The sequence below is a fragment of the Clostridium porci genome, from assembly GCF_009696375.1.
In the GTDB taxonomy this organism is placed as follows: domain Bacteria; phylum Bacillota; class Clostridia; order Lachnospirales; family Lachnospiraceae; genus Enterocloster; species Enterocloster porci.
Window position 1 is genome coordinate 114696 of record NZ_VUMD01000001.1, and the last position, 13827, is coordinate 128522.

General features: G+C 40.1%; 13 protein-coding genes. All 13 read left to right on the forward strand.

What is annotated here, in order from left to right; genetic code table 11:
• Positions 1 to 14 precede the first annotated feature (14 nt).
• The 13 genes from FYJ39_RS00535 (at position 15) to FYJ39_RS00595 (ending at position 13805) form a co-directional block, all read left to right on the forward strand.
• Complete coding sequence (locus FYJ39_RS00535; protein ID WP_154470520.1) at positions 15 to 1172, forward strand: hypothetical protein; 1158 nt, start codon at positions 15 to 17, stop codon at positions 1170 to 1172.
• 8 nt (positions 1173 to 1180) lie between these two features.
• Complete coding sequence (locus tag FYJ39_RS00540; protein ID WP_154470521.1) at positions 1181 to 2995, forward strand: sulfatase-like hydrolase/transferase; 1815 nt, start codon at positions 1181 to 1183, stop codon at positions 2993 to 2995.
• A 72-nt stretch (positions 2996 to 3067) separates the two neighbouring features.
• Positions 3068 to 4333, forward strand: coding sequence for a radical SAM protein (locus FYJ39_RS00545; RefSeq protein WP_154470522.1), 1266 nt, complete (start codon positions 3068 to 3070; stop codon positions 4331 to 4333).
• Between the two features lie 93 nt (positions 4334 to 4426).
• Complete coding sequence (locus tag FYJ39_RS00550) at positions 4427 to 5440, forward strand: radical SAM protein (RefSeq protein WP_154470523.1); 1014 nt, start codon at positions 4427 to 4429, stop codon at positions 5438 to 5440.
• The gene (gene aepX, locus FYJ39_RS00555; protein ID WP_154470524.1) at positions 5437 to 6750 is read left to right on the forward strand and encodes a phosphoenolpyruvate mutase; all 1314 of its coding nucleotides are present in this window, start codon (positions 5437 to 5439) and stop codon (positions 6748 to 6750) included. Before FYJ39_RS00550 ends, aepX begins: the two co-directional genes overlap by 4 nt.
• A 2-nt stretch (positions 6751 to 6752) precedes the next feature.
• On the forward strand, positions 6753 to 7286 hold the full coding sequence (locus tag FYJ39_RS00560; protein ID WP_154470525.1) for an adenylyl-sulfate kinase: 534 nt from the start codon (positions 6753 to 6755) through the stop codon (positions 7284 to 7286).
• Positions 7287 to 8411, forward strand: a complete 1125-nt coding sequence (gene aepY, locus FYJ39_RS00565; RefSeq protein ID WP_154470526.1) for a phosphonopyruvate decarboxylase — start codon at positions 7287 to 7289, stop codon at positions 8409 to 8411.
• Entirely contained in the window at positions 8408 to 9517 is a 1110-nt protein-coding gene (locus tag FYJ39_RS00570; protein ID WP_154470527.1) for an adenylyltransferase/cytidyltransferase family protein, read from the forward strand. Before aepY ends, FYJ39_RS00570 begins: the two co-directional genes overlap by 4 nt.
• 43 nt (positions 9518 to 9560) lie before the next feature.
• A complete protein-coding gene (locus FYJ39_RS00575) occupies positions 9561 to 9707 on the forward strand; it encodes a nucleoside-diphosphate sugar epimerase/dehydratase (RefSeq protein WP_154470528.1) in 147 nt (48 codons plus the stop codon).
• A gap of 29 nt (positions 9708 to 9736) precedes the next feature.
• Complete coding sequence (locus FYJ39_RS00580) at positions 9737 to 10693, forward strand: class I SAM-dependent methyltransferase (RefSeq protein ID WP_328597509.1); 957 nt, start codon at positions 9737 to 9739, stop codon at positions 10691 to 10693.
• A 57-nt stretch (positions 10694 to 10750) separates the two neighbouring features.
• Positions 10751 to 11614 carry an SDR family oxidoreductase gene (locus FYJ39_RS00585; protein WP_154470530.1) on the forward strand — a complete coding sequence of 288 codons (864 nt, stop codon included), beginning with the start codon at positions 10751 to 10753 and terminating at the stop codon, positions 11612 to 11614.
• On the forward strand, positions 11611 to 12744 hold the full coding sequence (wecB, locus tag FYJ39_RS00590) for a non-hydrolyzing UDP-N-acetylglucosamine 2-epimerase (RefSeq protein ID WP_154470531.1): 1134 nt from the start codon (positions 11611 to 11613) through the stop codon (positions 12742 to 12744). Before FYJ39_RS00585 ends, wecB begins: the two co-directional genes overlap by 4 nt.
• Before the next feature lie 47 nt (positions 12745 to 12791).
• Entirely contained in the window at positions 12792 to 13805 is a 1014-nt protein-coding gene (locus FYJ39_RS00595; protein ID WP_287848536.1) for a polysaccharide biosynthesis protein, read from the forward strand.
• Positions 13806 to 13827 lie beyond the last annotated feature (22 nt).

Consider the following 13827-nt stretch of genomic DNA (forward strand, 5'->3'; position numbering starts at 1 on the left):
AGGAGGAAATCAATATGAAGTGGACCAATAGAGGCCATCAGTTTGATGAAATAGGTAAACGATTCCATGATGTAGAAGAGATAATCATTTATGGAGCTGGCGAGTATGGAATGAAATTAGGGAAGCTGTTAAAGGGAATAAAGGCTCCTTTTGTTTATTTAGATGATTTTAAAAAAAGTAAGGGAACATGTGAAGGAGTGAAGGTGATTTATCATAAGGATTTGGAAGAGGAGATGAAAAAAAAGAAATGTATCATAATCCTGGCGTTGGGAAGGGAGAATGCGGGAATTGTGCTAAAAGGATTGGAATTACAAGGGCTAAGATATGGGGAAAATGTTTTCGATATCCATAGCTTTATGAACTATTATATTTATATTTATGCAACATATGGATTAAATAAGTGTATTATACAGGATTGTTCCGTTATGGGAGTCTTTAAATGTTCTTTAAAATGTAAACACTGCGTGGGAGCCTTCCCATATATGAACAATAAAGAAAATACAGCGATTGACAATGTCAAAAGGGATATAGATATTCTCTTCTCAAAGATTGATTACATTAAAGAATTTGGAATGGTTTGTGGAGACATACTTCTTTATGAGGATACTGAGGAATTTATAAGTTATGTGATGGAAAATTATTCAGATCAGATTGGAAATTGTACTGTATTAGTTAATGGGATGCTCATACCGAGGCAAAGCATTATTGATACTGTTAAGAAATATAATTTGCCAGTTATGATTAGTAATTATGATACGGTGAAGGGCTGGAAGGAGCGGCATGATAGATTGATAGAGGTATTGAGTAGTAACGATATTAAGGTAGTGGACATAAAGATGAAAGAATGGGTAGATCTAGGTTGGACAGAGAGAAAATATCATGATAATGCTGAAAAACTGTTTGATGCATGCGGAGGACAATGCAGAGCTTTTCAAGACGGAAAATTATTCTATTGTGCACATGCCTTAACGGCGAATCGGGCATTGTATGGGTTGGATGATTCAGAAGAGGGATTAGATTTAACCACAGAAGAGGACAATATTAAAAAAATTATTACAGAATATCATTTGGGATATAATAAGAATTCAAATTTGAAGATGTGTCATTATTGCAACGGAGTTTCAAATGTCAACCAGAATACAATACCAGTAGCAGTACAGCTTGAGAGGTGATAAAAGTGATGTTGGATATTGAAACAGAATTTCAGAAGATTTTGTTGAGATATGGTTATAGTAGGATGGAAGAAGACTTTAGAAGAGAAATGTATAGAGAAATTAGAACCATCTTGCATGATGTCTGTGAAGGAAATCATAAGATTGCTATAAAGTGTGCAGGAATACATACAAGTAGGCTGATGGAAGATTTTATAGATGTTCTTAAAATTGATTGTATCATAGATAATAATCCAGAAAGAATAGAAGAAGAGATACAAAGATTCCATATACCTATTTTCCGTTCATATAAAGGGAGAAATATTAATACAGTTATCATCAGTTCCTTTGAATTCAGAAGTGAGTGTAAACAGGAATTAGGAAATGATCCGGGCATAGAAATTGTAGATATATATGATAAGCTAATGCAAAAAGGATATTATTTGTCAAAGGAATATTATAAATATATTGGAGAACCTTATAAAGCTATTATCAAGTGTCAATATCAATATAAGCAATGCAGGAATACGAAAGAAAAAGAGAGGTTTTTAGACCAGCTAATTGGACACTATTTAGATATAAGGGATATATATTCTGCCCAAAAATATGTAAAAGAATATATAAAATATAGTTATAAAAAAAAGAAAGAAAAAGAGAAACTTTTGGAGGAACTGGAGCAACTGTTAGTTACAATAAAAAGAAAGTGCAATGACAGAAATCAAAAAGATATTTTATGGTTCTGGCAGGATGCCTTGCCTTTTGAGTATGTAAAGGAAATGCAATATTTAAGCAAAGAGGCAAATAAAGGGATATTTTTTGAACAGGCATATACTCCTTCATGGGTTACTCGCAGTGTATATGCCAGAATTTTAGATCAGAAGGAAGAATATGATATCTATAATAATAAAAATAACTGGCCTAAGGAACATAAGACGATTGAGTTCATGAAAAGCAAGGGATACGATTGTAGAAAAATTATGTGTATAGGAAAACAGCATATTCCTTTGGATAGATATGATATTCAATATTCAAAAAACATGCTCCAACAAGCTACAGCAACAGAAATATGGTGGGAAGCATTGAGAGAACTTCTATTAAGTGAGAAACCGGTATTTTTTCTTCTCCATACAGGTATGGAAACTCATGTTCCAATTGTTTCTCCTGCTTTAGATGAATATACATGTATAGTTGAATCGGATATTCCGACTAGGTATACGCCTGAAGGAGAAAAGTTGCACAGAGAGCGCTTGAAAAAAAATGTTAATTATATCGATCAAGAATGGAAGTTCTTTATGGATATTTTGGGAGATAATAGCATAAAAATTTTCATGAGTGATCATGGTGATGTTTTGAGAAAAGAAACTCGTCAGTATACAAAAGATGCCTTGCATGTAGCGATGATTGTAACTGGCAGAGGGGTTCCTTGCAGGCAATATTGTAGGCTATTCTGCCTAACCGACTTTTTAAAACTACTAGTTTATCTTTTAGAACAAAATGAGAGAAATGAAGCTGAATTATTTTCGGATGAGATATGGTTAAATGGAGTAGATTTTTATAATAAGAGGGTAATTGAGAAATACAATGAAATTGAATGCTTAGAGTTAGGGATATCCTATAATGGAATTCTTACTTTAATGGACAGATATGTAAAATTGGGAACAGGGGAAGAAGTATATCATATTTTTCCAGATGAATGTACAAATTGTATTAAAGATAAAAGGTATCAGAAACGTATAAAGATTTTAAGAAAGCATGCCGGAGAGTGCTTAATAGACATAAATAAAAACCCCAAATTCAAATATTCCCATTTGCTATATGAAGCATTAGGAAAAAAGCATATTTAGGGGTTTTGAATGTGTAACTAAGGTAATATAGAAATTGAAATTTATAAAATATGAAGTTTGAGGAGCATGTATATGAAATGGACAAGCAAAGGGCGGCAATTTGATGAAATTGGGAAAAAAATTAAAAATAAAAAGAATATATATATTTATGGTGCGGGAGATAATGGAAAGTATGTATTAAAAAGACTTGAATTTTTAAATTGCATGGGTAGGATGGATGAAAAAAAATCTATAAGGGGAGGCTTTATCGACGTAGATGAGAATAAGCAAAAATGTGGATATTTGGGATATAGGGTTTATTCTCTAGAGGAGATTAAAAAAATTGACAGAGAAGAACTAATAATTGTGATTGCTGTATCTAATATTAACAAGACCAATGTAGTAAAAAAACTAGTAGTTAACGGTTTTATTGAAGGAGAAGATTTTTTTGATTTTCAGGATTTTATTGATGTGTACCTTCCAATATATGCAGCATATAAATTTAATAAGGTATACCACAGAGGAATTTGTCTGATTCCAACAAGGAAATGTCCTTTAAATTGTCAGCATTGTTTGAACTTTATTCCATATGTGGAAAAACCATCAGAGGATAAAATTGAGGCAGTCAAAAAAGATTTAGACAGGTTATTTGCTGTTATTGATTGTTTGGGAATTTTGAGCGTTGTGGGAGGGGAAATATTCTTTTATTCTCAGTATAAGGAACTATTTCGATATATAGGAGAAAAGTACAGAAAACAGATAGTAGTCCTTTCTGTTACAACTTCGGCTGTTTTAGTGCCAGATGATGAGACTTTTTTACTTTTTAAGGAATATGGATTTACTCTACATATCAGCGATTATAGGAGTGCCCTTCCAGGAATAGAAACGAATTATAAAAAATTTATTGAGAAGCTGGAAGAATTTCAAGTTGAATATGTTCTGTTTGAGAACCATGAGTGGTTGAATTTAGACGTATTCCGAGAGAAAGATATGCTTGTAACAGAGAAGGAAAGAATCGAACACTTTGATGCCTGCGGAATCCCTTGGAGTTACTATAGCGATGGAAAACTATGGCAATGCAATTGGGCTGGGTTTGCGGTGATGGCAGGAGCGAAGAGTGGCTGTGATACGGATTACTACGACCTGAGAAGCTGTACTACAGAAATAGAGAGGGAAGATGAAGGAAAGACATTTTTATTTCAAAAAGAAAAATGTAAAGAACTGATGGAATTCGGCCTTGGTTACTCAGAATTGGGCTATGTGGAAATGTGTTCTAAGTGCAATGGATATTCAACGATTAATAATCATTTTGTTCCCCCAGCAGTCCAAATCCCAAGAAAAACAAAACTGGTTAGGTAAGAAGTATAATATTACAAATATATCAAAGAAGAAAAATGTATGGGGCAGAGCGCATTAATGCAATATGAAGAAACATAAAGAGGAGAATAAGAGATGAACTTAGAAGAACGCGTAAGATTAAAAAAAGCCAATCGGAGGGAGCTCTACAGTCTTGAGCCCCCCTTCCCCTACACAAATTTTCTTATAGAATTGTCCAATGCATGCAACCATGCCTGTATATTCTGCACCCACCAGAAAATGAAACGTCCGGTAGGATTTATAAAAGAGGATCTGCTCTATCAAGTGCTGCAGCAGGCCTATGACCTGGGAACAAGGGAAGTTGGCTTTTATGCTACGGGAGAGCCCTTTATCGTCAATAATTTGTCGAAATATGTGAAGAAGGCAAAGAAAATCGGATATGAGTATGTTTACCTTACGTCCAACGGCTCCTTGGCCACGCCTGAGAAATTAAGGGCAGTTATTGATAACGGAGTGGACAGCATTAAGTTTTCCATCAATGCTCCTAACCGTGAGATGTATCAGTTCATTCATGGAAAGGATGATTTTGATATTGTAGTAGAGCATCTTCAGTATATGAATGAATATAGGAAGGAGAGTGGGCGCAAGTTTAAGATTTTTATTACCGGGATACTGACCAGATATACGGAGCGGCTGAAGGAGGATTATTTTCAGGTGTTTAAGGGGCTTGCAGATGAGATTGTATTTAAGGATGTCTATAACCAGGGCGGTAACATGCCGGAAATCGATGAACTTCTCCGTTGCACCTACGATAATGAAACTTACAGGCGCTGCAATCTTCCTTTTGATTCCATTTACGTTACACATGAGGGGTATCTTTCGGTCTGCAATGCGGATTACGAAAATATGCTGGTTGTAGCTGATTTGAATAGGGAATCCTTGAAGGATGGCTGGTATGGGGAAAAAATGAAGAAAATCCGTCAGGGATTTATGGATGATAATGTATCTCAAACCCTTTGCGATGGTTGTCTCCATCATAAGAAGCTTCCTGCCAGTCCCTTGACCCCGGAAGCGGCAACTATAAATCTGGAGTTGTTTTCGGATAAGCAGGTACGGGACAGGCTGATAAAAGCGGGGTACTTAAAATGAAACAGGTTTATATGAGCGTGAGTACGGATATTCTGCATTACGGACATATACAGATTATGCAGAAAGCAGCAGCTATGGGAGAATTGACAGTTGGGATTCTGACAGATAAGGTCATTTCACAATATAGGCGTCCGTCCTTGGTTCCATTTGAAAAACGCTGGCAGATGATAGAAGCGTTGGAGTTTGTCAGTCATGTGATAAAGAAGGATACTCTGAGTTACAGACCGATCATAGAACAGTATCATCCAGATATTATTGTTCATGGAGATGAGTGGAAAACAGGGAGTAAGGCGAAGCTGCGTTCTGAGGTTATAGAGCTTTTGGATCAGCTGGGAGGAGAATTGGTTGAGTTTCCATATACGAAGGATGAAAATATCAACGCATTGGAAGGGGACGTGTTCAGGCGTTATGCAATCCCTGAAATCCGGCGAGGCATGCTGAGACGGCTGCTGAATCTGAAAAAGTCGATCCGGGTGCTGGAGGCACATAACGGATTAACTGGTTTGGTGGTGGAGAATGCAAAGGTTCATATGGATAATGGTGAAGAACGGGAGTTTGACGCTATGTGGATTTCCAGCCTCTGTGATTCGGCTTCCCGTGGAAAACCGGATATAGAACTGGTGGACTGGTCCTCCAAGATTGACAGAATTAATGAAATTATGGAAGTCACCACAAAACCAATTATTGTGGATGGAGATACCGGAGGACTGACAGAGCACTTCGTCTACAATGTGCAGACATTAGAGCGCCTTGGCGTATCGGCGGTTATTATTGAGGATAAGACCGGGCTTAAGAAAAATTCCCTTTTTGGCACGGAAGTGAGGCAAACTCAGGCTGAACCGGATAGCTTTGCAGAGAAGATTCATCTGGCGAAGCAGGCCCTGAAAACCTCAGAGTTTATGATCTTTGCCAGAATAGAAAGCCTGATTCTGGATCAAGGAATGGAGGATGCGCTTATGCGTGCCGGTAAATACGTGCATGCGGGAGCAGACGGAATTATGATTCATTCTCGACAAAAAAAGCCGGATGAAGTTTTTGAATTTTGTGAGAGCTTTAAGAGCAGTTATCCAGATGTTCCGATTGTTGTGGTTCCAACGACCTATAACCAGATCAAGGAAGAGGAACTGGCTGCCTGCGGAATCAATGTTATTATTCATGCGAATCACCTTCTTAGAAGTGCATTTCCTGCTATGCAAAAGACGGCAGAGGCGATTTTAAGGGATGGATGCTCAGGGGAGGAGGCAGAAAAATACTGCATGTCAATTAAAGAGATTATTAATTTTATTCCTGTGAAAGGAGAATCGATTTAGACATGGAGAAACAGGAAAAGAGAACCCCGCGCCAGGGAACCGTATATTGGATTACAGGACTGTCCGGCGCAGGAAAGACAACCATCGCTTCCCTTTTATATAAGGAGCTAATTCGTGAAAAAGAGGGAATTGTTTTGCTGGATGGAGATGAACTGAGGAAAACGGTGGCCGGAGATTTAGGGTATACATACTCAGAACGGCTTGAAGCAGCAATGCGATATGCAAGATTATCTGCAATGCTGGCAAAGCAGGGGATTACAGTAATTATTGGTACGATTTCCATGTTTGATCAGGTAAGGGACTGGAATCGGGAGAATATTCTCAGTTATTGCGAGGTTTATCTGGAGGTTCCCATAGAAGTGCTTCAGGCCCGGAATCAGAAGTCTCTTTACAGCAATGTAAAGGCCGGGCAGATAAAAAATGTGGTTGGAATGGATATGGATATTGAGGAGCCGAAGCATCCGGATATTATTATATGTAATGACGGAGCCTTGACAGTGGAAGCTTGTGTTGAGATTATCAAAGGATGGGCATAGATGGAAGCAGGAGCATTATTTAACCAGCTGAATGGAGAATTTTTCACAGGGGTACCGGATTCGCTGCTTAGGCCCATCTGTGATTACTTGATGAAGAAAAAAGGAATTTCGGCCAGTCATGTGATTGCAGCAAATGAAGGCAATTGCGTAGGACTGGCAGCGGGGTATTATTTGGCAACAGGGAAGACGCCGGTTGTATATTTACAGAACAGTGGGATTGGAAATATTGCCAATCCGGTTATTTCTTTGCTGAATGAACGGGTTTACGGGATTCCCTGCTTGTTTTTGGTGGGATGGAGAGGAGAGCCTGGAAGTAAAGATGAGCCGCAGCACTCCTTTCAGGGAATGATAACCCATCAGCTTTTGAATGATATGGGGATTGCCGCTTTTACAGTTAGGGAAACCACTGATCAGGAGGAATTGGGAGAGATTCTTGAGCAGGTGGGACTGTTGCTGGACAAAGGGAAGCAGGCAGCGTTGGTTTTTACCACAAAGTCTATTGTAAATAGTGAGAAGCAGGTATATAAAAATGATTTTCAATTGGAGAGGGAAAAAGCCATTCATGCTATTTTGAAATGGACCGGGGATGATATCATAGTGGCTTCTACAGGAAAAATATCCAGGGAAGTCTTTGAAGTGCGGGAACAGAGGGGAGAAAGGCATGAGAAGGACTTTTTGACAGTTGGTTCTATGGGACATAGCTCTTCTGTGGCTCTTGGTATTGCATTGGCAAAGCCCAAACGGAGGATATGGTGTCTGGACGGAGATGGCGCTCTTTTGATGCACATGGGAGCATTGGCTGTGATTGGTACTTCCAATGTGAAGAATCTTGTTCACATTGTGTTTAACAACAGCGCTCATGAATCAGTTGGAGGACTTCCCACAGTAATGGGCAGGGTTAACCTGTGTGAGACGGCGAAAAGTTTGGGTTATAGCTGTGCACACCGCATTGACTCAAAGGAAGGACTGGAAGCTGTTTTGGAGATAGTAAGAGGGAAAAGGGAGCTTGCTTTTATTGAAGTTCTGACTGCTATGGGCTCCAGAGCGAATCTGGGACGGCCCACGATTTCTCCAGAGGAAAACAAGTGTAGTTTTATGAAATATCTGGAGGAGGATAAAGAGTGAGAGAGAAAAAATTAGTATATGTTCCAATGGCAGTCGATACGGTGCACCCTGGACATTTAAACATCATTAAGGTTGCTTCTGAGCTTGGACAGGTTATGGTAGGCCTTTTTACAGACGAAGCAATCGCTTCCTATAAACGGGTGCCTATTATGAATTATGCGCAGAGGAAGGCCATTATTGAAAATATGAAGGGCGTAGATATTGTTGTTAGGCAGGAGACTCGTGATTATGAGCCAAATCTTCGTGAATACAAGCCGGACTATATGGTACATGGAACGGATTGGCGAGAGGGTCCATTGGCAGAGGTCAGAGCCAGGGCGATAAAGGTGATGGCTGAATGGGGAGGAGAGGTTGTGGAACCTGAGTATACGAAGGGGGTGTCTTCAACAGCACTGCATCAGGAAGCCAAGCAGGACGGGGTAACTCCTGAACAGAGGCGAGCATATCTTAAGCGGCTGCTTGCTGTGAAGCAGTTTTCACGGATCATAGGGGTCTACAGTGCGCGGACAGCCCAGATAGCGGAGCAGGTGCGGATAACGGGGAAGGAGGGAGTGAAATGCCAGTTTGACGCATTATGGCTGGATGTGGAAGGAGTCGCGCTTCAAAAAGGAATAAGTTCTTCTTTGCTGAGTGAGTCAGATGTTTTCTCAGCTGTGTGGGATATTGGCATAAATAGTGAAAAACCACTGATTATTCCCTTTAGAGGAGGCGACCGGCAACTGTTTCTGAGGAAAGCTGAACAATCTGGAGCTGCCGCTGTCGTTGTGTGGGATGGTAATCCGGAAGAACAAAGGGAAACTGTAAGCTGGCTCATCAATCACCGCAATTACCAGAATATGATGATAATGGCAATCGCGGATGAACAGACGAAGGATACAGATGCATTAGGAGCAGAAGGATACATTTTCAGAAGGCAGAAGGCAGAGAAAGGGACGGATAAGAGAGAAGTAAAAGGAGGTATTCCTGTGTTGATTATGGAGGATATGCAAGATAGTCTGAAAAACTACGGAAGCGTTTCTGGTATTATTTATGGAGGTATTCTAGGGAGACTGGCTGATTCCTATGCATGGGATGCGGCTGAGTCGATCCTTAAACTCAACGCCTGAAGGGAATAAGTAATTAATAGAACTGATATTTGGAGGAAGTACCATGTGGAATCTGAAAGATAAAAAAATTGTAATTATGGGTGCGGGAACCAGGGGAAAGAGACTATTACGTTTTTGCAGGAACAAAGGTTTAAGGGTGCTGGGCTTTATTGATAATGATCAGAAAAAGTGGGGGGGGGGGGGCAAATAAAATGTTATCCGGTGGATCAATTTTTGAACATGGATAATGAGGTGATAGTACTGGTTAGTCCAGAGAATAGTGCAGAACTGGAACGGCAGCTTAAAAAAAAGTATACACATGTGTTTGGGGAATCCGTATTTAACATGATCGGCTGTTTACCGGAAAGTGCAAGTTATAAAAGGTTATTTCCATTAGGACACTTTTACAATCTTTATCCAGATGTGAGTGAGGTAAAGAAAAAAAGCAGTTTTCTCTATGATGAACAAAAAGAGTTGCCAGGAATTGATTTAAATGAAGATGGGCAGAAGAAATGGCTTTATAAAATGAGAACTAAATATAAAAATGTCCCAGACTGGACTTTAACAGGTAGATACCGGGCGGAATATGGAAATGTTTCTCTCTCCCCGGGAGATATGATTGGCCTGTGTACTATGCTTCAGTTAGTGAGGCCCCAACGTCTTATAGAGGTTGGTTCAGGATGGAGCTCAGGTGTGATTTTGGATACCAATGAAACGTTATTGAATGATAGTATAAAGTGCTCCTTTATAGAACCGTATCCTGAACTTTTACAGTCTCTTCTAAAAGAGGGGGATCGAATAGAGTTACATATTAAAGGTCTAGAAGAAGTGGAAATTAATTATTTTACCCAGCTGGAGGAAGGGGATATTTTATTTATTGATTCTTCACATGTGTCCAAAATGGGTTCAGATGTTAATTACCTATTTTTTGAAATATTGCCAAGACTAAAAAAAGGCGTCTATGTTCATTTACACGATATTTTTTATCCGTTTGAGTATCCCATGGATTGGATTGAGAATGGAATGGTTTGGAATGAGATGTATATTCTTCGATCGTTTCTGCAATATAATCATGAGTGGGAAATTGTGTTTTTCCAAAATATGATGGAAAAAAAATATCCGGATATATTTTTGAAAGAATGGCCGACGAAGCTGCCAATACATGGAGGAAGTTTCTGGATGAAAAAAGTTCAGTGAGAAGAGTTTTAGAAGAAATACAGAAGAATGCTGAAGGGCAAGGAGGGTGTATAAAATTTGAAATATCTAATCTTAGGAGCCAACGGAATGGCCGGTCATATAATAGCCGCCTATCTGACAGAAAGAGGCCATGAGGTAATCGGTTTCGCCAGGAAAAAATCCCTGTGCTGCTCCCACACCATAATCGGGGATGCTATGGATTTATCACGGTTCAGAAAACGATTAGCATCGGTTCCCTATGACTGTGTGGTAAATTGCATCGGTGTTCTGAACAGAGCTGTGGATAAGGATATTTCCAGGGGGATTTATTTGAACAGCCTTTTGCCTCATTTGGCGGCAGATATATTAAAGGACAGGGATACAAAGTTCATCCATATTAGCACGGACTGTGTATTTTCTGGAAAGAAAGGCCGGTATACGGAGGCGGATATTCCGGATGAATGCTCCCTGTATGGCAGAACGAAGGCTTTGGGAGAGGTAACAGACGGAAGGAACCTGACCTTTCGGACTTCCATTATAGGACCAGAGCTTAATAAGAATGGCGTTGGCCTGTTCCACTGGTTCATGCATCAGAAGGGAGAAATAAAGGGGTTTACAGAGGCCATCTGGTCTGGAGTTACCACTCTGGAGCTGGCTAAAGCGGTGGAGAAAGCGGCCTTTGCAGACCTCACAGGCCTTTATCATCTGACGAATAATGAAACTATAAGTAAATATGAGCTGCTGTGTCTGTTTAATAGGCTGTGCAGGGAGGATTGTATTTCCATTGTGCCGGATAGCGGGCTTGTATGTGATAAATCGATGGTATGCACAAGGGAGGATTTTCATTATCAGATTCCCTCCTATGAGGAAATGGTGAAGGAAATGGCAGACTGGATAGTGAATCATCCGGATTTGTATGTTGGATATAAGGAGCATGTATGAAAAAATTAAAGCTGATGACCATTGTTGGAACCAGGCCGGAATTAATCCGGTTATCGGAGATAGTAAAAAGGGCGGACTCTTTATTTTGCCATACCTTTGTTCATACCGGTCAGAATTATGATGACAAACTGAATGATATTTTTTATGCAGATCTGGAGCTAAGAAGACCGGATTATTACCTGAATGTAGTAGGTAATCATCTGGGGGAGACTATGGGGAATATTATTTCAAAGTCCTATAGTCTGATGCAGGAGATAAAACCGGACGCTCTGTTGATCCTGGGAGATACAAATTCTGCATTATCTGCTGTTTCAGCGAAACGATTAAAGATACCGATTTTCCATATGGAAGCAGGAAACCGGTGCTTTGATGAGAATCTTCCAGAGGAAACCAACCGCAGAATTGTGGATCATATTTCAGATGTGAATCTTCCTTATACGGAGCATGCCAGAAGGAATCTGATGGAGGAAGGCATACGCAGGGAATATGTATTTGTTACAGGTTCGCCTATGCGGGAAGTAATTATGGCACACAGAGATAAAATTGACTGCAGCAGCGTGCTTGACCAACTGGGGCTGGAGAGGGGAAGGTATCTGGTTTTGTCAGCCCATAGGGAAGAAAATATAGATAATGAGACGAATTTTATGAGTCTCATGGAGTCGGTCAATACTATGGCTGAGACATATTCCATGCCTATTATCTATTCGGTTCATCCAAGAAGCGCCAAGTACATCGCTAAGAGAGGATTTCATTTTCATTCCCTGATAAGGCAGATGCCGCCGTTTTGCTTTACGGATTATAGTTGTCTGATGGAAAATTCCTACTGCGTGGTATCTGACAGCGGAACTATGCCGGAGGAGGCGGCTGTAAGCAGATTCCCAGGCGTGTGCATCCGTACCTCCACAGAGAGACCGGAGGCATTTGATAAGGGTTGCTGTATTCTTGGGGGGATTAGTGGCCAGAGCATTCTTCAGGCAGTTGATTTGGCTGTGAAAATGGCAGAGAATAGAGACTTTGGCTCATTGGTTCCTGATTATAGTGAGGAAAAGGTTTCCTCCACCGTGCTCAGACTAATTCAGAGCTATACGGCAGTTATTAATGACAGAGTATGGAGAAAGGACAGGCAGTAAGACAGAAGATGATGAAGGGTATGGAGGCAGACCGTATGGAAGAGGATATTTTTAAAGATAAAGTACTGATGATTACAGGAGGAACCGGTTCCTTTGGAAATGCGGTTCTCAGACGTTTTTTAAATACTGGAATCAGGGAAATAAGAATTTTCTCCAGGGATGAGAAAAAGCAGGATGACATGCGCAGGAAGTACAATAATCACAAAATAAAATTTTACATAGGTGATGTGCGTAATGCTCAAAGCTTATGGGATAGTATGGAAGGGGTGGACTATATCTTCCATGCGGCTGCTTTAAAGCAGGTTCCATCCTGTGAATTTTTTCCAATGGAGGCAGTGCGGACGAATGTGGCAGGTACGGATAATATGCTGACAGCTGCCATCCGCTATGGGGTAAAAAAGGTAATTTGTCTTTCTACAGATAAAGCTGCATATCCCATTAACGCTATGGGAATCAGCAAAGCGTTGATGGAGCGGGTATTTGTAGCTAAGTCAAGGACAACTAATACAACGGAGATTTGCGGTACCAGATATGGAAATGTAATGTGCTCCAGGGGCTCAGTGATTCCTCTGTTTATTGAACAAATAAAGGCCGGGAAACCATTGACTGTTACCGATCCGGAGATGACCCGTTTCATGATGAGTCTGGATGAGGCGGTAGATTTAGTCATGTTTGCTTTTAAGGAAGGAAGAACCGGAGATATTATGGTACAGAAGGCTCCTGCATGTACGATAGGGGTACTTGCTCAGGCAGTGAAGGAGCTGTTTCACAGTGGCAGTGCAATACATCAGATTGGCACAAGACATGGAGAAAAGAAATATGAAACGCTGCTGACCAGGGAGGAGTGTGCTCATGCCTTTGATTTAGGTGATTTTTATCGCGTTCCGGCTGACAACAGGGATCTGAATTATGGAAAATATTTCGAAGAGGGAAAAGCAGAGAGGAAAGAGCTTAAGGAATTTAATTCTAATAATACAAGAATACTACAACTGGAAGAGGTCAAGAAGCTGCTCCTTAAGCAGCCTTATGTGCAGCAGGAGCTTGATAGATACATACTTTAAGGTACAGGCTTTATAGAAGGGA